Below are 22,154 nucleotides of genomic sequence, written 5' to 3'. Positions count from 1 at the left end.
CTAGCCATCCTTTATATTTTCCTTTAAATCTTCGTTGATATACTACCTATGAGGAATTGAAACACATCACCGTTTTCCATGAGGAACTTTTTGATTATTTCGTTGATATACTACCTATGAGGAATTGAAACTCATGCTGGGGATGGCAAAAATGGCGAAGGTAATAGGTTGATATACTACCTATGAGGAATTGAAACTAGAATTGTAATAGGTCCAAGGGGATGCCTTAAATCCGTTGATATACTACCTATGAGGAATTGAAACTAACAGGGTGAATATAATTCTCATCTTCAGTCGTAAGTTGATATACTACCTATGAGGAATTGAAACTATAGTCATTCTCAGCCATTCCCTCAATACTTCAAATGTTGATATACTACCTATGAGGAATTGAAACTATTTCGATAGATGTAATAAGGAAACACACGATAATGTTGATATACTACCTATGAGGAATTGAAACAATTCATATTGTGTCATAATAGTAAAAGTAGAAGGGGGTTGATATACTACCTATGAGGAATTGAAACTTTGAAACTCTACCTCTATAGTCGAAGGTATAAAGAGTTGATATACTACCTATGAGGAATTGAAACTCATATACGACCTTCCCCAAGTCTTCAGAATACCAAGAGTTGATATACTACCTATGAGGAATTGAAACGAACTGCCGAAATGATAGCCGTGAATAAATATTGCAGGGTTGATATACTACCTATGAGGAATTGAAACTTTTATAAGCTACTGCATTTTCTATAGTAGCTTATAGTTGATATACTACCTATGAGGAATTGAAACATACTCTATAGAAGGCACTAAAACGGTGCTGTTATGGTTGATATACTACCTATGAGGAATTGAAACGTTTGAATTTTGGATATTGCTTCTTCATCTTCATCCGTTGATATACTACCTATGAGGAATTGAAACATTTTTTTCCGTCCAATTCCATGATATGACCCTTACGTTGATATACTACCTATGAGGAATTGAAACGATTATATCTGCTAATATTGTACAAAATTCATTTATGTTGATATACTACCTATGAGGAATTGAAACGCTAATTTACTTATTACAGAAGGGTACGAAGAAGAAAAGTTGATATACTACCTATGAGGAATTGAAACTATCTAGAATTAGATAACCAATCAAGAAATTTTGACAGTTGATATACTACCTATGAGGAATTGAAACCCTTCATAAGCTAAATCAGCTTTTTCTTTAAGCTTGCCGTTGATATACTACCTATGAGGAATTGAAACTTGAGCGAATTCAAGAATATGAAGATGGTTTCTTTGCCGTTGATATACTACCTATGAGGAATTGAAACACAAACACGAAAGGGTTAACCAGGGTCAAAGTACTGAAGTTGATATACTACCTATGAGGAATTGAAACAATAATTCATCTATATAGAGAATTCTTGCATTTGCTATGTTGATATACTACCTATGAGGAATTGAAACTCCCTAAAAAATAAGATGTAGTCTAAGGCTTTCTTCAGTTGATATACTACCTATGAGGAATTGAAACAGACGCAAGTCTCTAGCATTGGCCACGCATAAATATTGTTGATATACTACCTATGAGGAATTGAAACACCCCTCCTTATCTTTCATATAAATCTAAACTCATTGTTGATATACTACCTATGAGGAATTGAAACCCCTCCCTGGAATCTCTGTATTTTCTTCAAATATTTTAGTTGATATACTACCTATGAGGAATTGAAACCAAACTAATAATAGAAAATCATATTAAACCTGTAATGGGTTGATATACTACCTATGAGGAATTGAAACGATTTTTCATATCAGATAGATAAAATGACTCAAGAAGGTTGATATACTACCTATGAGGAATTGAAACTAATCTATATTATATTCTTTACAATAGGCTATTAGCTCGTTGATATACTACCTATGAGGAATTGAAACAAGAGTATAAACGTATGGCCAAAACTCAAAAGTCAGAGTTGATATACTACCTATGAGGAATTGAAACCCTTCTTTAACAGATTGCAATCTACCTTGTTGTAATCTGTTGATATACTACCTATGAGGAATTGAAACGATTTTAGTATGTATGTACCTGAAGGGTTTGGAACTGTTGATATACTACCTATGAGGAATTGAAACAAGATACTACTAAGGATATTAGTTTAAACCAAGCTATAGTTGATATACTACCTATGAGGAATTGAAACTTGTTGATTTATTGATACTTGCCCCTCCATTTAATATCGTTGATATACTACCTATGAGGAATTGAAACTAGTATGCTCCAATTAGATAAAGTAAGATATAAGCTAGTTGATATACTACCTATGAGGAATTGAAACAGTTTTCATCTCCTGGAAATAATGGAGTGCCAGATAGTTGATATACTACCTATGAGGAATTGAAACAAGGAGACCCAAAATCACTAACACCATTATTAAGTAGGTTGATATACTACCTATGAGGAATAAATCTTATATTAGTAAACTTTAAATAACATATAAGCTGTACAGACAATAGTACAGCTTATATGTTATTCTTTTATAAAATCTAAAATTATTAAAATTTTACCTATAAAAGATAATGTTTTGTATGAAATAGATGTAATTATATATTTGTATTTGAAATACTTTTTTTAATATTATCAGTGTTAATTGTAGGGATAGGGTATAAGAGATTCTTAAAAATTTTCTTAAAAGAGAAAAAATAAAAATTTCAAAATTAGTAATAAAATAATCATAAAAACTTCATTCGACAAAAATAGACAAAATTCTTTGAAGGATTTATTTATGTCATTATAGAAGTAAGGTTATAAATGTTGAAAAATGTTTAAATTTGGAGGGGAAAATGAAATTATTGTCGATTTTATCTCATGAGCTTACTAATGAACAGAAAAAGGAGTTAAAAGAAAAATATAATGTTAAATGCATAGTGATTTTATCAGAAGAACTGATGTCTTATTGGTCTAATATAGATCCTAACAGTAATATTCCTAATAAAAACTTGTTTCAAATAATAGATTGGATTTTAAATAGTTCAAGTGAAGGAGATTATGTATTTATACAAGGAGAGTATGGCTCTGTATATTATTTAGTAGATTTTTGTTTTTCTACTAATAGAGTACCTATTTATTCTTCTAGTAAGAGAAGAGTCTTGGAAAATAAAGAAGGAGAAAAAGTTTATTCTAAGAGAATTTTTGAACATGTAAAATTTAAAAAATATATTAAATATGAGGAGAGAAATTATGAGTAAAAAATTATTAACTTTTTTAGGTGTAGGTTATTATGAAAAAACTAAATATATTATGAATGAAAAAATAGCAGAAACTGCTTATATACAAGAAGCATTAGCTAAAATACTAAATGATAAAATGGAATTTATTATTTTATTGACCGAGAAGGCTAGAAGAGACAAATGGGAGAGAGAAGATGAAAGTGTAGGAAGTATTAAAGAAATACTAGATGAAAATGGTATTATGTATAGAACAGTAGATATATATGATGGAAGAAACGAAGAAGAAATGTGGAGAAATTTTGATATTATCTTTTCACAATTAGAAGATAATGATGAAGTATCTATTGATATAACCCATTCTTTTAGATCAATACCTATTATATTTATTTCTGTACTTAATTATGCTAGATTTATTAAATCTATTGAATTGCAAGGAATATATTATGGTGCATTTGACCCAACATCTAAAGAAAAGACTCCTATATATGATCTCAGTATTTTTAATAAAATAATGGAATGGTCAGAAGGAGCTAATAAATTAATATCAACTGGAGATGGGGAACAGTTTGCTCATACTATTAAAAATACAGTAGTTCCAATTTTAAGAGAAACTGAAGGAGGAGATAAAAATTTACAGCATATAAGTAAAACCAGCGATAATTTAGAAAAATTTGGCAAGGATATTAAGGCATCTAGAGGTCTTGATATTTCTAAAAGTGGAAGAGATTTAAAAGAATGTTTATCGAATATAAAAAATACTCAAATAAATAAATTAAAACCTTTTGAACAAATCATAGATAAAGTTTATGAAAAAGTAGATGGTTATAAGGATGAAAGTATTATAGAAGATATTCATCATACAGTTAAACTTTGTAGAGACTATGGATTGATACAGCAAGCATATACATTTTTAACTGAAAATATAATTAACTATGTTTGCGAGAAAGTAGACTTGTCATTTAACAATAGTTATATCTCAAAAGAATATAGAAAGAAATCAAGAGAGCATATAGCTTCAGATATAATTTATAAACATCTAGAAGGAGATAAAAAACAATTAGACAAATATATCTCTAAAAAATACGAAGAAAGTAAAAAGCTTATGAATAAAGAAATGGCAGAGCTTTATAGAGAAATTAGTAATATAAGAAATGATATAGATCATGCTGGTTATAGGGAAAATAAATCGACATATGATAACTTTAAAGAACAACTTGATAATCATATTGAAAGATTTGAAGAACTATTTTTAAATAAATTATAAGGAAGGTGGGGAAATGAATAATACGAATATATACATATATAGTATACTTAGACATTTAGAAAGTATTATTGATAAAAAGGCGATACATGATACTTTCATATCAAGAAAAATAATTGAAATGAAAGGTAATTCTGATGCTAAAGGGATATATAATTTAGCTATAAAATTATTTGATAAAGAAAATTTGAAAAAAGGTAATCAATTAGTGTCTATATTTTCACAATTATTTGATGAGAAAAAGGATTATTATTATAATTTTAATCCATTAGAATTAAATAGTATTATGCCAAAAAAGAATCTTAAATATGAAGAAGATAAATATAATCAATTAATTAGAGAATTTAATCAAGGATTAGGAAAAGTAAATGATGAATTACAATTATATTATATTTTAGAAAAATATTTATGGTGTATTCCAGGATATTTAACTGGAGAAGATACTTCATTATTTGATGAAGTTAAAGTAATAGCAGCATTGTCTATATGTATTAATCAACAAATTGATGAAAATAATGAACAAAAATTTTTATTGATAAATGGTGATATTTCAGGAATACAGGATTTTATATTTAATATTCCATCAAAAGGAGCTTCTAAAAGTTTAAAAGGAAGATCAGTATATATAAATTTATTATCAGAAATTGTAAGTAAGTTTATAATAGATAGATTCGAATTAAAAGAAGCTAATATTATATTTAATGGTGGAGGGAATTTCCTTATTTTAGCATCTGAATCTAAAAAACAGGAGTTTTATGAGATTAGAAAGGAGATTTCAAAACTTTTAAATAAATATCATAAAGGAAATATATATATTGCCTTAGAAGAGATAGAAGTGGGGATTGATGATCTAAAAGAATTTAATATAAGTTGGCAAAGACTTAGGGATAAGACTAATCTTAACAAAAAGAGCAAATGGTCTGAATTAGATATAGAAGAAAATTTTGAAGAAGTATTTGGACCCTTTGATGAAGGAAGTATTGAAAGGGAAGCTTGTAGTTTATGTGGATTGACTCATGGAGGAAATCAAGTTGATATTTCAGAAGATGAGGAAATCTCTTTATGTGATATATGTAAAAGTTATATAGATTTAACTGATAATTTGAAAGATGCTAAATTTTATATAATCGATAATAGAAAAACTCGGGATATTAATAATGGGTATGATGGAATATTTAATGAATTAGGATATTCTGTAAAGTTTAGCAATAAAATATCTAATAATATAATTGAAAAAGAAGTATATCTATTAAATGGTACTAATTTTTTAAATGAAAAGTTATCAGGATTTAAATTTGGATCTTATACTTTACCTTGTGAAAATGGACAAATCATTAACTTTAAGAGATTGTCTGGGAAAAGTACTGGAGATGAAAAATTAGGATATTTGAAGTTAGATGTAGATAATTTAGGAAGTATATTTTCTGTAGGAATAAATGAAAATAGAACAATAGCAAAAGTTACTTATCTTAGTAGAATGGTTAGTATGTATTTTGAAGGATATATCAATCATTTGATAAAAGAAAATGAATGGGACAAGTATATTTATGTAGTATTTTCAGGAGGGGATGATACCTTTATTGTAGGAAGTTGGAACTATGTATTAAAATTCAGCAAGAAGTTTAGAGATGATTTCAGTAAATATGTATGTAATAATGAAAAACTTTCTTTTTCTGCAGGAATAAGTATATTTAGATATGATTATCCAATTATAAGATCTTCAGACATGGTGGAAGAACAATTGGAAGAGGCAAAAAATTTCAAATATAATTTTGAGTATATACCTAGTAAAAATAGATTTTCACTATTAAGAGAAATTTTTACTTGGGATGAATTTGAAAAGATATCAGAAATAGAAGACTTATTATTAAAAATTGTAGATAGGGAAAGTAAAATGTCTGATAGAAGAAATGGACATGCTATACTGTACAAAGTACAAAAGAGTACTTTAGGATTTAAAAACTTACTAAAAGACTCTACTAAAGGAAATTTTAATAAAATAAAATTTTGGAAACTTGCTTACTATTTAAGAGAAGTTAAGAGAAAGGATGATGAGGATAATAATAATTATGCTGAAGAACTAATTGATACATATAGAAATATATTGATTGAAAATGTACTAAAGAGAGATGAAAGCGAAAAAATTAGAAATATCATGATGATACCAGTAGCAGTTAAGTTAGCTCAATTACAAACAAGAAATAGTAGGGAGGAAAGATAATGAAAATAGTTACAGGAAAAATTGAAAGCTTTAATAATAGTAAAAAATTTGGATTTATTAATTATAATGACGTAGATAAGAATGTATTTTTTCATATAAGTAATGTGAATTATGCTCCTGTTAAAGAAGGAGATACGGTTAAATTTACAGTTACTAAAGGAAAGAAAAGTCCTAAAGGAGAGGAACGTCTAGAAGCAAAAAATATAGAAAAGATAGAAGATGAATTAATAACTTATTTTAAAGAAAATGTGTTAGTTATGGATACAGTGGATGATTATGATAAATTTTGTGATAATGCATTAAAATATGCAAAGAGAATTTGTAAAGGTGAAATAGAGACATCTATGATAAGAAAAATTTATACAAGAATTTTAGCAGCTAAAGATGTTAGAGCTTTAAAGATGTTGAGACCTCAATTTGCTTATACAGCAGGTAGGGAAGAGAAAAATAAGGAGTTAAAAGATTTTATGGATTTACTTGATTATATAGTTAAGAGTATGGAATATGAAAATGAACAACAATTAGAGAATTTTAAAAGGTTTATGGAGTCAATAGTTGCTTATAGGAAATATGTTGGAAAAGATAAATAAGGAGTGTGTAGAATGAAATTAATGGGAAAAGTTTTTATATCAGTAAATTTAGAAGTTGTAACAGGATTATCTATAGGAGGATCTAAAAATGATGTAATGATTGGAGGAATAGATAGTAGCGTAATAAAAACTCATGAAGGAGTACCCTATATTCCTGGTTCATCTTTAAAGGGAAAACTAAGAAGTCTATTAGAAAAAACAGAGTTAGATAGAATTTCACAAACTAATGGAATATGTAAATGTGGTAATTGTTCTATTTGTGCAATATTTGGAACTTCAGCAGATACTGAAAGGAATAAAGTAGGACCTAATAGACTTATAGTAAGAGATGCATTTTTAGATAAGAATATACAAAAGGATATGGAAAATAAAAAAGGAAGATTTAAAGATTTAGAGTTAATATATACAGAAGGTAAATGGGAAAATGTAATAGATAGAGTTACTTCAAAGGCAGATCATCCTCGTCAGACAGAGAGAGTGCCTGTAGGAGCAATATTCAATACAGAATTTGTATTTAATTATATGGGAGAAAAAGATGGAGAGTATTTAAACGAAATAATAAAGGCTCTTAGATTAGTAGAAGGAGATTATATAGGCTCAAATGGTTCTAGAGGATATGGTCGTGTAAAGTTTGATGATTTATCAATAAAAGTAAGGACAATAGGAGATTATAAAAATAATCAACAAGGAAAAGAAATATATAGTGGTAATTTATATGGTTTAAACAAAGAGGATTTGGATAAAAAATTAAAGGTCGAATTTTTAGGAGTTGAATAAAATGAAGGGAGTCAGATTTGGATTAGAGGATAAAGGAAAGTTTCATATAGGAGTTAATGGAAAGAATATCAAAGAAGATTTTTCATCAGATCAACTTTTTTCAGCTATTATAAATAATCTATCTACTATAGCTGATAAAGAAGATATAAAGAAAACAATTGATTATATAGATGAAAATATAAGGTTTTCCTCAATTTTTTATGGTTTGGAAATACATTCTAAAACTAAGGGTAAGATTAAGGATATTTTATTCATAAAGAAACCAATAGTAGATATAAGATTAATAGATAGCTCTGATATGGAAAAAGAGTTAATATTGAGAAAGAAAATAAAAAAAATAAAATATATATCAATAGATGTATTTAATAAAATATCTGATTATTGGGATGAAGGGAAAAATGTATTTGATTTCAATATAACAGATTTAATATTTATTGGTAATAAATTTGTATGTACTCAAGATGATATAAAGGATATTGATAATGAAATTATTGACAATATGGATAATATGAAATTCATATCAAAGGGAGTAAAACCTAATATAGAGGTAGATAGGATATTTGATAAATCTAATGATTTTTTCTTTAGTGAAGATTTAATGATTAATTATCAAGAAACTAAAAATTACATAGTTAAACCATTTATGTATTTTCTTTACTTAGGTAATTTAACTGATGAATTAAAATTAGCTATATCTTTAATTGAAGATACTGGTATAGGTGGTAAGAGGAGTAAAGGATACGGTTTTTTTTCACATATTGAATTTTTTGAAAAGGAAATTTTAACAGAAGCAAATAAAAATTCTAAATATTATATGAATTTATCAACCTATTATCCATTAAAAGAAGAAGCAAATAAAATTTATTTATATGAATTAGAGAGAAGAGACGGATATATATATTCAATGGGAGGACAACCTTATAAAAAAAGAAAAGTAAATATTATTAATGAAGGGAGTATATTTAGTGGATTAGTAGATGGAGAAATTTTAGATGTTACACCTAAAGGATTTGATAATCATCAAGTATACTTATATGGAAAGCCTTTATTAATGGGTATAGGAGGTGGAATATAGATGAGATTTAAGATACAGACTTTATCACCTATAAATATTGGATCTAGAGATAAATTAACTTCATATTCTGACTATATATATTCTGATGAGAAGATATATTATGTAGATCATAGTAAAATAGACGAATTTTTTATGGAAAATGATAAAAATTCTTCTTTAATGGATGAATATATTAAATATGTAAATTTAGGAGCGAGAACAAATATACAGAATAAATATAGATTAATAGATTTTTTTAAGAACAACAATTTAGATTATAGAGATTTTATTCATTTGGAATTAAAAACTAATGATGAAATAAATCAAGAAATAAAGAGAACTATAGTAGATAGTCAGTCTAATCCTTACATACCAGGGAGCAGTATTAAGGGCTCAATTAGAACTGCTTTATTGTATAATCACATAGAGGAAGATAGATATGATTATTCTAAACTTAAAAGTAGAGGGTATATAGGTGGAGATGTATTTGGAGCCTTTGGAGATGATAATTTAAAATTTCTTTATGTATCTGACAGTTCTTCTTTTTTAGATAATTCATTGGAGGTTCTGAAGGGATATAGGTATCATCTTATAAAAAAGAAAAATGCAAATCCAATTGTCAGTGAATCTATAAAAGAAAATGAGGAATCAGAAATAAGTATTCAAGGAAAGGCAATAAAAAATATACATAAAAAGATACCATCAAAATTAGATTATCTATATGGAGATGAAAATCTTGAAAAGTTATTTAATATGATAAACAGATTTTCACTTAAATGTATTGAAGAAGAAATAAAGACTTTTGAAAGATCAGATTCAATTGTGTTTAGCAAATTATTAAATAAGTATAAAAATATAAAAAATGAAATATTAAATTTACAAGAAGATAAAGAAGGATTTATTTTAAGGGTAGGTTCAGGAAAGACTTATTATGATAATTCAATAGGACATTTGATACATAAACATGAATTAAATAAATTGGGTAAATTTAAAGGAAAGATAGATCAAAGATTTCCTAAAACTAGAAGCATAATTTATAGAAATGGAGATATTGAAGATGTATTTGGTTGGGTAAAGATCACAAAAAAGGAGAATAGATAATGGCTAAAATTTTAATATCTCCATTAGGAGTAGGAAGAAAAAAAGAAGATCGAAGATATTACTCTGCGACATATAAGTTTAATGAAAATGGGAAAATATACAAGACTCCTTTTGTAGCCTCTGCATTAGCGGAAGAAAATAAAGTGGATAAAATATTTTTTATAGGTACAGGAAAATCTATGTGGGAAGAAGTGTATTATCATTTTCAAGAAAAAATAAATAGTAATATTGATTTTAATTATTGGGAGCAACTAGGGGAAGAAATAGAAAGATTTGATTATAAATCTGAAGGCTATGATGAAGAAATATTAGAAAAAGTGAATATATCCATAAATAAATATTTAAAGTCTTTTAATTTTAAATCTAAAGATGATTCAAAATGTTTTTTAATTAAATATGGAGTTGATGAAAAGGAACTTTTTTATAATCTAGACATTTTTATGATGATAAGTAATGAAATACATCCAGAAGATGAAGTATATCTGGATATAACCCATTCCTTTAGATCAATACCATTATTTTTGTATTTGATGTTGGACTTTATAAGAACTTTAAAGACTCAAGAAATCCATATAAAGGGAGTATATTATGGGATGTTTGAAGCAAAAGATGATGATGGATTAGTACCTATAGTTGATTTAAAATCCTTACTTGAGATTTCTAGGTGGATAAGAGGTACAAATGATTTCGTTAATTATGGAAATGGATATTTAATATCTGAACTTGTAGAAGATAAAGGGATTAAGAAAAACATCAAGAATATGACACATGCTATAAATATAAATTATATTTTTAGAATTAGGAAACAAATAAATAACTTAAGTGAGAAACTTAATAAAGCTAATTTAGATGATATGGGTATGTTCAAGTATGTTTCCACTACAATTAGAGAATTCATAGAGAGATTTGCAAACATAGAAAAAGATTATAAATTTCAATTAGAGATGTCAAAATGGTTTAATGAGAATAGTAGATATAGTAGTGCTTATATATGCTTAATAGAATCAATAGTTACAAGATTATGTGATATTTACGATCTAGATTCTACTAATCATGAAAAAAGAGAACTAGCAAAATCTGTTATGTTTAATGTTAAAGTTATAAGAGAAAATAAAAGAATACTTAAATTAAAAAAAGAATATAAAAGTGTTAATAGAATTAGAAAAAGAATAGCCCATGCTATGCCAGAGGGAAATAAAGCAACATATGTAGATGATATAGATAACTTTAATAATTATTTTGAAACGATAATAAGTATTTTAGACGATAAGAGTATAGAAGAAATTCCAAATAAAGTTTCAATAGAAGAAATAAAAAGATCATATAAGAAGAGATAATAAATTTGTCGTCGATCCCCAATAGCGTGAAAATCCCTGGAGATCGACGACAATTTATTTTTATAAATAAAAATAAACATTTTAGGAATATTACTATAACAGAAGGAAATTTAAAATTAATATAGAATATATATCAATATCATAGTATTCAAGGTATATAAAAAGATAAATGGCTATATACCTATATTTGAGTGGATTGATATAGTACCTATAAGGAATTGAAACGGTCTAAAGCCCGAAGAATTTTGGAGGTTAACACCTATTGATATAGTACCTATAAGGAATTGAAACGATGATATTGACTTGACAGATAAAAAGAGTGCACTAGAATTGATATAGTACCTATAAGGAATTGAAACTAAGAGCTATTGACGAAGGTTTAAAAAGCAAAGGTTATTGATATAGTACCTATAAGGAATTGAAACATACAGTAACTACAAAAGGACCAGAAGTTATATCTAATTGATATAGTACCTATAAGGAATTGAAACTCTAGTGGTACAGTGGATATGATGAGTTGGAGAACAATTGATATAGTACCTATAAGGAATTGAAACTTGTCCGGTTTTAACAAAGCTGGTGGATTAGCACAAAATTGATATAGTACCTATAAGGAATTGAAACACATCTGGAATATTGTCAGCTATACCTCAATTAATTACATTGATATAGTACCTATAAGGAATTGAAACGTTTTAATTAAATCTTTAACTATTTGTGATCTTATTATTGATATAGTACCTATAAGGAATTGAAACGAGAAAATTAGTAAAAGATCAGTAACTACAGATTCTAGATTGATATAGTACCTATAAGGAATTGAAACCCCCAATCCTTTGAATTCATTATGTCTAATTTTTTTGATTGATATAGTACCTATAAGGAATTGAAACACATTCTCTTTTCCGTAATAATCACCGATTCTGATAATTGATATAGTACCTATAAGGAATTGAAACGCTAATGATGTTCCTGGATGTCTTTCCATACAATCAATTGATATAGTACCTATAAGGAATTGAAACTTACTTCTTTTTGTAACTTTTTGAACATTTGAGTTACATTGATATAGTACCTATAAGGAATTGAAACCTCGTTCCCCAGAAAACACACTGTCTTTTAAATCTAGATTGATATAGTACCTATAAGGAATTGAAACTACAAAATGTAAGTAAACTATCTATAGCTTTTTCTGTGATTGATATAGTACCTATAAGGAATTGAAACATTCTTCTATTGCAGTAAGTGAAGTTACTGTCTTACCTAATTGATATAGTACCTATAAGGAATTGAAACATGATAGCTTAGATACAGTTAAAGGAAAGGAAGCCTAATTGATATAGTACCTATAAGGAATTGAAACGAAATAAAAATGTATGGTCAAGATTAATTCACTTATAATTGATATAGTACCTATAAGGAATTGAAACTTGCATGTATTTTCTCATATGCAGTTGTGTATAGAATTGATATAGTACCTATAAGGAATTGAAACCCTGAAAAGGTTTTAAAGTCGGGCTTTGTAAATTGTCAATTGATATAGTACCTATAAGGAATTGAAACCTTGATTTATACATAGACCACACATTATTTTTGTAAAATTGATATAGTACCTATAAGGAATTGAAACATCGTTAATTTGCCATTCTCCCGTTCTTTATGTTCTTATTGATATAGTACCTATAAGGAATTGAAACACAGCCATATCTAAAGTTTCTAGTATAAAATCAATATCATTGATATAGTACCTATAAGGAATTGAAACTAAGTCATAGCATCATCATATGGAGCTTCTAGTGAAATTGATATAGTACCTATAAGGAATTGAAACTCGAGGAAGAGTCTAAAAAACTGCAAAAAGAAATGATAATTGATATAGTACCTATAAGGAATTGAAACTTTTCTGGAAAATCCCAAGTCTTGTCTTGGAACCCCATTGATATAGTACCTATAAGGAATTGAAACTCCAATAATCAATTATGTCTTTTACTTCATTGTGTTCAATTGATATAGTACCTATAAGGAATTGAAACGTATTCAAATGTTATCTGATTTTATATCGTTAGAGAATTGATATAGTACCTATAAGGAATTGAAACCTGGATTTGGAGAAGAAGCTCAAAAAAAAGCAGTAGAATTGATATAGTACCTATAAGGAATTGAAACCCTAACTTGCTTACGAATGTACCAGGAACTATTGTTATTGATATAGTACCTATAAGGAATTGAAACACAATTTGTGGTGGTTTTGGTTTTTCTTCTTCAAATAAATTGATATAGTACCTATAAGGAATTGAAACGGAAATATTGATATTACAAATAAAAATCACTTAGAAGATTGATATAGTACCTATAAGGAATTGAAACCTAGAAGATGATGAATCAGAAGGAGAAATACTTGAAAATTGATATAGTACCTATAAGGAATTGAAACCATAAGTGATTTCATTGAAGAAGGGGTAAAGTACATAATTGATATAGTACCTATAAGGAATTGAAACCCATAGAAGATATGTATATTCTATATCCTTTCATACATTGATATAGTACCTATAAGGAATTGAAACATTTTAAGAAGTTTTACCATGTTTAATAACCAATTAGATTGATATAGTACCTATAAGGAATTGAAACTTTAATTTTATATCGTAATCTTGACTATCAAATTTTTCATTGATATAGTACCTATAAGGAATTGAAACTATCTTCCAAAAGGTACATTAAATTCTCCTGATTTATATTGATATAGTACCTATAAGGAATTGAAACTTGTATCCGTTTCATCAAATTTTAATGTTCCGCCATCATTGATATAGTACCTATAAGGAATTGAAACTTGGATAATAGAAAAATAAAAAAGAGGAGGAATGTAAATTGATATAGTACCTATAAGGAATTGAAACTTCTGATTCTGAATTGCTGCAAAAGTTATCGGTTGAATTGATATAGTACCTATAAGGAATTGAAACTCTACCTCTATAGTCGAAGGTATAAAGATAGATAATTATTGATATAGTACCTATAAGGAATTGAAACTTTCATTCTCTTCCATAAAACCTAACCACTTCATACAATTGATATAGTACCTATAAGGAATTGAAACAATGCAAAATATAAACCATATTCTTGATACCATTCATCATTGATATAGTACCTATAAGGAATTGAAACTGCAGATAGTTATGTAGGAAAGTCTACATTTGTAGACCATTGATATAGTACCTATAAGGAATTGAAACAAGATAATTTAAAGTGGTTATGGAGAACGGTAGCAGGATTGATATAGTACCTATAAGGAATTGAAACTTTTACTCATGCTATCCCTCCAGCTTTTGAAAGTTTAAATTGATATAGTACCTATAAGGAATTGAAACTGAATAAATTAATTCCTTTAGCAGAATCTCAAGGAAGATTGATATAGTACCTATAAGGAATTGAAACTATAATCTATATCAGACCATGTAAGACCTGCTATTTCATTGATATAGTACCTATAAGGAATTGAAACTTGCATCCTTCTACTGTACAAGTTTTCATGTTTATCATTGATATAGTACCTATAAGGAATTGAAACAATTCTATATTTAATAAAGTGGACTTAAAGAGTGCTAAATTGATATAGTACCTATAAGGAATTGAAACTTCAGTGGTGAAAAAATGTTAATAGTTGAAAACACAATTGATATAGTACCTATAAGGAATTGAAACTTGAAAGCTACATTTAAATCAAAATCTTTTAATATAACATTGATATAGTACCTATAAGGAATTGAAACATCAATGTCAAGGATTATTTTTAAACTCTTTTTCTTAATTGATATAGTACCTATAAGGAATAAAATCATATGAAATTAAAGAGTATAATTTTCATAAAGTTATTATAGATGAGATTACTTTAGAATATGATGAAAATTATAAAAGAAATGAAAAAACGGAGGATGTAAATAAATTATTGTCATTATTTAAAGATTTAGAGGTTAAAAAGACAGACAATATCAATCTTAGAGAAAAATATACTCTATTATTAAATGTAATAGCTATATTTGTTTATTTCAATCTTTAAAAGTTATCATTCTGTATATGCTTGATATAATTATGAACATACTTATACTAATTATTATAACTGCTAATATTGTATTCATTTCTATTTTCTCGAGGAATACTAAGAGAATTATTGTAAGTATAAATAGTCTTAAAATATTATATGTAGTATATCTATACTTTTTTAAAAATTTCATACTGTCTTTTTTATCTGTCATTTTTAAACCTCATTTCGTGTATTTATTCTTATATTAATATATGATTATAATTTTATAATTATTATAGTATTCTAACTAAAGCAAAGTAGCTTTAATCATTATTTTAGGGTTATTTATGATAAATTATAATTGAGAAATGTTTTATTTATTGAGTTAAAATTATATTAGGTAATAGTTATAATAAAGTAAAGACCTTGCAATTTCAAAAAAATCACAAGGTCTTATGTTTAATAATATTTTTTGGAATCTTTGTATTCTTCAACTATTCTTAAGGTTTCTCCAAATCTTTGGTAGTGTACAACTTCTCTTTCTCTTAGGAATCTAAGGGTATCATTAACTCCTGGATCATCACTTAGATTGATAAGATGTTCATAAGTAGCTCTAGCCTTTTGTTCTGCTGCCATATCTTCATGGATATCAGCAACAGGGTCATCTTTGGAGTTTATGAATGTAGCAGTCCAAGGAACTCCAGCAGCATTATGTGGGAAAGGACTTTTACCATGGTTAGCATAACTAGCTGCAAAAGGTGTATCTTTAATCTTATCTACTGGAGCATTTTTTGTTAGCTTATATACAAGAGTACCAATCATTTCCCAGTGAGCAAGTTCTTCAGTACCAATATCTGTTAAAATTCCTTTAGCTTCATTTGTAGGCATAGTCCATCTTTGAGTTAAATATCTAATTCCTGCAGATAGTTCGCCATCAGCTCCTCCAAATTGTTCTATTATTAATGATGCCAGAGTAGGATTGCAGGAGTCTACTCTGACAGGATATTCTAGTTTTTTTTCATAAATCCACATATATTAACCTCCTTTAATCCCAATGGCATTTTTCATATTCTATTTCCCAAGGCCATGGTCCTTGTATATATTCCCATGGACACCTTGACATACCAGTATATGTTAATGGTCCATATTTACTACTATAACGATTGTATAAATCATTATATTTTCTTGAGTGTGTGTTGTGAAGCATTAATGCTCTTTCATCAGTAGGATGTGTATCTAAATAAAGATTAGTTTCTATTAATGCAAATCCTACTTCCATAATCTCTTGTAATAGTTTTACTTGATTATAGTCCATTAAAACACCTCCAGCAATTTAATATTTTTTTCTTCTATCATATTTTTTATATGGCATATATAACTCAGGAAAAAGAGTTCCTTTACATAAGGCTTCTTTTAAATCATATATTTTACACATATTTTGGTAAGGTATATAAGCATGAGCTAATTTGTAATGACGACTATCGATATCATATTCATCATTGGGGCACATTTTATTATCCATATAAACCCTCCTTATACTCTAAAGTTTCTTTTCCTTATATATTACGTAGAATCATATATTACTGTGATAAAAATATAATGTAATAACACAAAAATTACTTATTTTATAATAAATGATTAAAGAACTTGCAAAAGTGTAAATTATATCGTAAAATCATAATATAATGATATTAGGAGAGATTAATATGAATACTGATAAATTAGATTTGTTTAATGATAAATCGGAAATATTAAAAGCATTAGCACATCCCATTAGATTGTGTATTGTACAGGGATTAATAGAGAAAGAAGGTAGAAATGTTACCACTATGCAAAGTTGTTTGAATGCTCCTCAATCTACTGTTTCTCAACATTTAAGTAAACTTAAAGCTGCAGGTATTATAGAGGGTAGAAGAAATGGTACGGAAATTAATTATTATGTAATAAATGAAGATGCTAAAAAAATAGTTACTTCTATCTTGTAAATTTTTATATGTTTAAACATGTGTTTATTTTAACAAATGAATCGTAATATCAATATATACAAATATAATGTTAATGGAGGGATTATTAATGTCAAGGAAGGTTCTTATAGTTGGGGGAGTTGCTGGTGGAGCTAGTACTGCTGCAAGGCTTAGAAGAATGGATGAAAATATGGAAATAATTATGTTTGAAAGGGGAGAATATATTTCCTTTGCAAACTGTGGATTACCTTATTATATTGGAGGAACTATTGAAGAGAGAGATGCCTTATTACTTCAGACTCCAGAAGATATGAATAAAAGATTCAATATAGATGTTAGAGTGAAAAATGAAGTGTTAAGTATAGATAGAGAAAACAAGGAAGTTGTAGTTAAGAAGCTTGATGAAGACAAGAAATATAGAGAGTCATATGATATATTGGTTCTTTCACCTGGTTCTACTCCGTTAAGGCCACCTATAAAAGGAATAGATTCAGATAATATTTTTACATTATGGAATATACCAGATACTGATAAGATAAAAGATTATATAGATGAGAAAAAGCCCAAGAGAGCAACTGTAATCGGTGGTGGATTTATTGGTTTGGAAATGGCAGAAAATTTACATGATAGTGGATTAGATGTATCAATAGTAGAGATGGCAGATCAAGTTATGGCACCAGTTGATTATGAAATGGCTCAGATAGTTCATAATCATATTAGAAGTAAGGATGTAAACTTGATATTAGAAGATGGAGTTAAAGAGTTTAAAAATAATAGTAATGGAAGTACTACTGTCGTATTACAAAGTGGAAAAGAAATAGTATCAGATATTGTTCTTCTTTCAATAGGAGTTAGACCAAATTCTTCTTTAGCTAAAGAATCTGATCTTGAGATGAATCAAAGGGGAGGAATAGTAGTTGATAAATATTTAAGGACTTCTGATAAAAGTATTTATGCATTAGGGGATGCTATAGAAGTCATTGATTTTAATACTAAGGATAAAACAATGGTTCCCTTAGCTGGACCTGCAAATAAGCAAGGAAGAATAGTTGCTAATAATATAGTTGGTAGAGAAGAAGGATACAATGGAACTCAAGGAACATCAATTGCAAAAGTGTTTGATTTAACAGTAGGTAATACAGGTATTAATGAAAAAACATTGAAGAGAAATGGTAAAAAAGATAAAGATGATTACTTTACTTCAATAATTCATTCAAAATCAAATGCTGGATATTATCCCGGAGCAATACCTATGACTATAAAACTTATATTTGATAAAGAAGGTAAAGTATTAGGGGCTCAAATTGTAGGATATGATGGAGTTGATAAACGGGTAGATGTAATAGCTACTGCCATTAGATTTAATAGTACTATTTATGATTTAAAGGAGCTTGAATTAGCTTATGCACCACCTTATTCATCAGCTAAGGATCCGGTAAACATGGCAGGATTTACTGCTGAGAATATTCTTAAAGGGGATATGGATATTATTCATTGGAATGAATTAGAAGATTTAGACACAAATAATACTATCATTTTAGATGTAAGAGAAGAAATAGAAAGAGAATTGGGATATATTGAAGGATCTATAAATATAAGTGTAGATGAATTAAGAAATAGATATGATGAGTTAGATAAAAATAAACTTATAGTATTATATTGTGCTATTGGTGTTAGAGGGTATATTGCTACTAGAATATTAAAACAAAAAGGTTTTAAGAATGTTAAGAATTTAAGTGGTGGATATACGACTTATAGTTGCATGTTCTGTCAAGATGATGGAGATAAATGTAGAGGACAAATATGTGATTCAGGGATTGAATATGATGAGGCAGGAAATCCTGAGCATGTGGAAGAGATTAATAATGATGAAATGGGTGAAACGGTGAAACTTAATGCCTGTGGATTACAATGTCCTGGACCAATAATGCAAGTTTTTAATAAAATGAAGGAATTGAAAAATGGAGATATATTAGAAGTAGAAGCTACAGATCCAGGATTTATGTCAGATATTAAGACATGGTGTAAAACTACGGGAAATATTCTTATTAAGACAGAAAAAAGAGATAGATCCTTTGCTGCTATAATTAAAAAAGGATTAGGAAAACAAGTTACTAAAACACAATCTGTTCTAACTGCATCACAAAGAAATGATAAAAGCATGGTAGTTTTTAGTGGAGATTTAGACAAAGCCATAGCTTCATTTATAATAGCAAATGGAGCAGCAGCAATGGGAAGAAAGGTTACTATGTTCTTTACTTTTTGGGGATTAAATGTTTTAAGAAAACCTGAAAAAGTAAATGTAAATAAGGGATTTATGGATAAAATGTTTAGCAAAATGATGCCTAGGGGTAGTAAAAAATTAGGATTATCTAGGATGAATATGGCAGGTATGGGTTCTAAAATGATAAGAAAAGTGATGAATGATAAAAATATAGATTCATTAGAAGAATTAATGAAGAAAGCCCAAGAAAATGGAGTAAGAATAGTAGCTTGTGCTATGAGTATGGATGTAATGGGAATTACAAAAGAAGAGTTAATCGATGGAGTAGAGATTAGTGGAGTTGCAAATTATCTAGGAGCAGCAGAAGAATCAAATGTTAATTTGTTTATATAATATGGAGTTAAGACATTAAATAATAAAAATATATACCCAATAAATTGTTTTATTTAGAATTTATTGGGTATATTATTTATTGGCAAGATATTATATATAAATTACAAGGAGGATGTTAAATATGAATGATATGACAGCTGCAAATCTTAGATCAGCATTTGGAGGAGAATCACAGGCTCATATGAGATATAAAGTATGGTCGGATAAGGCAGAAAAAGAGGGATTTCCAAATGTAGCTAGATTATTTACTGCAATAGCTTATGCAGAGGAAGTACATGCATCAAATCATTTTAATGCATTAGGAAATGAAGAAGGAGAATTTTTAGTGGCATCAAACGCAGGGTTTGGTGTGGATAATACTTCATCTCATCTTCAATGGGCTGCAGATGGAGAACACTTTGAAATACATCAAATGTATCCAGCATATTTAGAAGTTGCTAAGATGCAAGGCGAAAAGTCTGCTATACAATCTATGCATTATGCTATTGAAGCAGAAAAAATACATGAAAAATTATATCTTGAAGCTAAAAAAGCAGTAGATAAGGGAGAAGATTATAATGTAGAGGATATATACATATGTGATGTATGTGGATATACTGCTATCGATGGTGCACCAGATGTTTGTCCAATTTGTGGTGCAAGAAGAAATAAGTTTACAGCTTTTACAAAATAATTTAGTATACGAAAAGAAGTAAAGGGAATTTTTCCTTTACTTCTTTTTTATCATTAATAAAGCTATATCATCATCTATAGAGTTGTTTATAGTAAATTCATTTAATATATCATTTAAGAATAGTTCTGGATTTTCAGATAATAGATTTTGATGAACTTTAGCATAGTTTATTAATGTATCTAAACCTTGGGTAGAGTTATTTCTTTCATAAAGTCCATCTGTATATAGAAATACTAAATCTTTTGAATTAATATTTTGTTTACACTCATCGAAAGTTGTTTCTGGTGTTATGCCCATCAGCATATTAGTATTTTCTAGAAAAGAAATTTTACTTTTCTCATTATTGTATACTATTGGATAAGGATGTCCTGCAGAAGAAAATGTAAATTCATTATTAGAAATAGTTCCAATAAATATAGAAAATATAATATTATGGTCAACACCTATCATATTGCAATACGTAGTATTCATTGCTTTTAATAATTCTTTTGGAGATAAATCATAAGTTACTAATTGGTTGAATAACGCCTTAACCATAAAAGATACCATGGCAGAAGTTACTCCATGTCCCATTACATCAGCAATCATAAACCATGTTTTGTCATTAATAATGATAGAGTCATAGCAATCTCCTCCTAATCCATCGGAAGGCAAGTATTTTCCAATCATTTCAACATTAATATCATTTTTATAATTGAACATTAAAGAATTTTGTAGTATTTTTGCTAATTTTAAATCCTCTTTATTTGATTCAATTACTTTTAAAAGATATTTTCTGTGACTATAGAATTTCAAAGCAGTTTTAATTTTTATAGGTAAAAAATAGTTTATATCTTCTGAACTTAATGGTTTAAAATAGCAACCCATTACGTCTAAGTCTAATGTTTTATTAATAATCTCTTTGTTAGTATTTGAAGTATATATGATAACTGGTATATCTTTATAGATAGAACTATATTTTATTGTTTCTATAACTTTTAATCCGTCTTTCTTAGGTAAATTTAAATCAACAATAATCAAATCAATATTGTTAGAATAAATTGTTTCTAGGGTCTCGATACCGTCACAAGCTTTAAAAATAAAAATATCTTCCATTGTAGAATTAATTATAGAAGATATCTGGGTTAAATCCTTAGCAAATTTAGACGCTATTAAAATATTATTTTTCATTTTAATTCTCCCCCTTAGTCCAGTTGCTATATAATTGATGATATAATGTTGATAGAACATATATTATGTTGGAAAAATGTGTAGATTATAAGATAATTATACCATTAAAGGTCTAATTATGAAATA

16 protein-coding genes and 2 CRISPR repeat arrays are annotated in these 22,154 nt (G+C 27.7%); of the genes, 11 read left to right on the top strand and 5 right to left on the bottom strand.

Going from position 1 to position 22,154, the window contains the following annotated elements; translation table 11 throughout:
• Positions 1 to 33 precede the first annotated feature (33 nt).
• Positions 34 to 2,477: direct repeats of the CRISPR family, unit length 30 nt; unit sequence GTTGATATACTACCTATGAGGAATTGAAAC.
• Positions 2,478 to 2,849: 372 nt separating this feature from the next.
• The 8 genes from csx20 to csx2 (GOQ29_RS00760) are packed head-to-tail and all read left to right on the top strand — an operon-like array spanning position 2,850 to position 11,577.
• Positions 2,850 to 3,254, top strand: coding sequence for a CRISPR-associated protein Csx20 (csx20, locus tag GOQ29_RS00795; protein ID WP_203370467.1), 405 nt, complete (start codon positions 2,850 to 2,852; stop codon positions 3,252 to 3,254).
• Positions 3,247 to 4,500: a TIGR02221 family CRISPR-associated protein gene (csx2, locus tag GOQ29_RS00790; RefSeq protein ID WP_203370466.1), complete on the top strand. Its 1,254-nt coding sequence runs from the start codon at positions 3,247 to 3,249 to the stop codon at positions 4,498 to 4,500. Before csx20 ends, csx2 (GOQ29_RS00790) begins: the two co-directional genes overlap by 8 nt.
• A gap of 13 nt (positions 4,501 to 4,513) precedes the next feature.
• Complete coding sequence (gene cas10 / locus GOQ29_RS00785) at positions 4,514 to 6,718, top strand: type III-A CRISPR-associated protein Cas10/Csm1 (protein ID WP_203370465.1); 2,205 nt, start codon at positions 4,514 to 4,516, stop codon at positions 6,716 to 6,718.
• On the top strand, positions 6,718 to 7,308 hold the full coding sequence (gene csm2, locus GOQ29_RS00780; protein ID WP_203370463.1) for a type III-A CRISPR-associated protein Csm2: 591 nt from the start codon (positions 6,718 to 6,720) through the stop codon (positions 7,306 to 7,308). Before cas10 ends, csm2 begins: the two co-directional genes overlap by 1 nt.
• A gap of 12 nt (positions 7,309 to 7,320) precedes the next feature.
• Entirely contained in the window at positions 7,321 to 8,085 is a 765-nt protein-coding gene (gene csm3 / locus GOQ29_RS00775) for a type III-A CRISPR-associated RAMP protein Csm3 (RefSeq protein WP_203370461.1), read from the top strand.
• Position 8,086: 1 nt separating this feature from the next.
• Positions 8,087 to 9,160, top strand: a complete 1,074-nt coding sequence (csm4, locus tag GOQ29_RS00770) for a type III-A CRISPR-associated RAMP protein Csm4 (protein ID WP_203370460.1) — start codon at positions 8,087 to 8,089, stop codon at positions 9,158 to 9,160.
• Positions 9,161 to 10,240, top strand: coding sequence for a type III-A CRISPR-associated RAMP protein Csm5 (gene csm5, locus GOQ29_RS00765; protein WP_203370458.1), 1,080 nt, complete (start codon positions 9,161 to 9,163; stop codon positions 10,238 to 10,240).
• Positions 10,240 to 11,577, top strand: coding sequence for a TIGR02221 family CRISPR-associated protein (gene csx2 / locus GOQ29_RS00760; RefSeq protein ID WP_203370456.1), 1,338 nt, complete (start codon positions 10,240 to 10,242; stop codon positions 11,575 to 11,577). The genes csm5 and csx2 (GOQ29_RS00760) overlap by 1 nt, the downstream gene beginning before the upstream one ends.
• Before the next feature lie 195 nt (positions 11,578 to 11,772).
• Positions 11,773 to 15,420: direct repeats of the CRISPR family, unit length 30 nt; unit sequence ATTGATATAGTACCTATAAGGAATTGAAAC.
• Positions 15,421 to 15,629: 209 nt separating this feature from the next.
• Here the strand turns inward: csx2 (GOQ29_RS00760) and GOQ29_RS00755 are convergent.
• The 4 genes from GOQ29_RS00755 to GOQ29_RS00740 form a co-directional block, all read right to left on the bottom strand.
• Positions 15,630 to 15,836, bottom strand: coding sequence for a hypothetical protein (locus GOQ29_RS00755; RefSeq protein WP_203370454.1), 207 nt, complete (start codon positions 15,834 to 15,836; stop codon positions 15,630 to 15,632).
• Positions 15,837 to 16,063: 227 nt separating this feature from the next.
• Entirely contained in the window at positions 16,064 to 16,636 is a 573-nt protein-coding gene (locus tag GOQ29_RS00750) for a manganese catalase family protein (RefSeq protein ID WP_203370453.1), read from the bottom strand.
• A gap of 13 nt (positions 16,637 to 16,649) precedes the next feature.
• Positions 16,650 to 16,919, bottom strand: coding sequence for a spore coat protein CotJB (locus GOQ29_RS00745; protein ID WP_203370452.1), 270 nt, complete (start codon positions 16,917 to 16,919; stop codon positions 16,650 to 16,652).
• 18 nt (positions 16,920 to 16,937) lie between these two features.
• Complete coding sequence (locus GOQ29_RS00740; protein WP_203370450.1) at positions 16,938 to 17,126, bottom strand: spore coat associated protein CotJA; 189 nt, start codon at positions 17,124 to 17,126, stop codon at positions 16,938 to 16,940.
• A gap of 184 nt (positions 17,127 to 17,310) precedes the next feature.
• Here GOQ29_RS00740 and GOQ29_RS00735 point away from each other — a divergent pair, with 184 nt between their 5' ends.
• From GOQ29_RS00735 to GOQ29_RS00725, 3 genes are all read left to right on the top strand, one after another.
• Entirely contained in the window at positions 17,311 to 17,589 is a 279-nt protein-coding gene (locus GOQ29_RS00735) for an ArsR/SmtB family transcription factor (RefSeq protein ID WP_203370448.1), read from the top strand.
• A gap of 88 nt (positions 17,590 to 17,677) precedes the next feature.
• Positions 17,678 to 20,185, top strand: a complete 2,508-nt coding sequence (locus tag GOQ29_RS00730; RefSeq protein ID WP_203370447.1) for a DsrE/DsrF/DrsH-like family protein — start codon at positions 17,678 to 17,680, stop codon at positions 20,183 to 20,185.
• A gap of 121 nt (positions 20,186 to 20,306) precedes the next feature.
• Positions 20,307 to 20,858 (top strand): rubrerythrin family protein, encoded by a 552-nt coding sequence (locus GOQ29_RS00725; RefSeq protein ID WP_484477045.1) that lies wholly within the window; start codon positions 20,307 to 20,309, stop codon positions 20,856 to 20,858.
• A gap of 36 nt (positions 20,859 to 20,894) precedes the next feature.
• Here the strand turns inward: GOQ29_RS00725 and GOQ29_RS00720 are convergent, their stop codons facing one another.
• Positions 20,895 to 22,028, bottom strand: a complete 1,134-nt coding sequence (locus tag GOQ29_RS00720) for a fused response regulator/phosphatase (protein WP_203370443.1) — start codon at positions 22,026 to 22,028, stop codon at positions 20,895 to 20,897.
• Positions 22,029 to 22,154 lie beyond the last annotated feature (126 nt).

This window comes from Anaeromonas gelatinilytica, from assembly GCF_016820635.1.
GTDB classification, from domain to species: domain Bacteria; phylum Bacillota; class Clostridia; order Tissierellales; family SIT17; genus Anaeromonas; species Anaeromonas gelatinilytica.
The sequence above is the reverse complement of the archived record's forward strand: the minus strand, read 5'-3'. Positions and strand labels throughout refer to the sequence as shown.

Coding starts and splice junctions, on each gene's coding strand:
- csx20 (WP_203370467.1), top strand. CDS start 2,850: ATGAAATTATTGTCGATTTTATCTCATGAGCTTACTAATGAACAGAAA.
- csx2 (WP_203370466.1), top strand. CDS start 3,247: ATGAGTAAAAAATTATTAACTTTTTTAGGTGTAGGTTATTATGAAAAA.
- cas10 (WP_203370465.1), top strand. CDS start 4,514: ATGAATAATACGAATATATACATATATAGTATACTTAGACATTTAGAA.
- csm2 (WP_203370463.1), top strand. CDS start 6,718: ATGAAAATAGTTACAGGAAAAATTGAAAGCTTTAATAATAGTAAAAAA.
- csm3 (WP_203370461.1), top strand. CDS start 7,321: ATGAAATTAATGGGAAAAGTTTTTATATCAGTAAATTTAGAAGTTGTA.
- csm4 (WP_203370460.1), top strand. CDS start 8,087: ATGAAGGGAGTCAGATTTGGATTAGAGGATAAAGGAAAGTTTCATATA.
- csm5 (WP_203370458.1), top strand. CDS start 9,161: ATGAGATTTAAGATACAGACTTTATCACCTATAAATATTGGATCTAGA.
- csx2 (WP_203370456.1), top strand. CDS start 10,240: ATGGCTAAAATTTTAATATCTCCATTAGGAGTAGGAAGAAAAAAAGAA.
- GOQ29_RS00755 (WP_203370454.1), bottom strand. CDS start 15,836: ATGACAGATAAAAAAGACAGTATGAAATTTTTAAAAAAGTATAGATAT.
- GOQ29_RS00750 (WP_203370453.1), bottom strand. CDS start 16,636: ATGTGGATTTATGAAAAAAAACTAGAATATCCTGTCAGAGTAGACTCC.
- GOQ29_RS00745 (WP_203370452.1), bottom strand. CDS start 16,919: ATGGACTATAATCAAGTAAAACTATTACAAGAGATTATGGAAGTAGGA.
- GOQ29_RS00740 (WP_203370450.1), bottom strand. CDS start 17,126: ATGGATAATAAAATGTGCCCCAATGATGAATATGATATCGATAGTCGT.
- GOQ29_RS00735 (WP_203370448.1), top strand. CDS start 17,311: ATGAATACTGATAAATTAGATTTGTTTAATGATAAATCGGAAATATTA.
- GOQ29_RS00730 (WP_203370447.1), top strand. CDS start 17,678: ATGTCAAGGAAGGTTCTTATAGTTGGGGGAGTTGCTGGTGGAGCTAGT.
- GOQ29_RS00725 (WP_484477045.1), top strand. CDS start 20,307: ATGAATGATATGACAGCTGCAAATCTTAGATCAGCATTTGGAGGAGAA.
- GOQ29_RS00720 (WP_203370443.1), bottom strand. CDS start 22,028: ATGAAAAATAATATTTTAATAGCGTCTAAATTTGCTAAGGATTTAACC.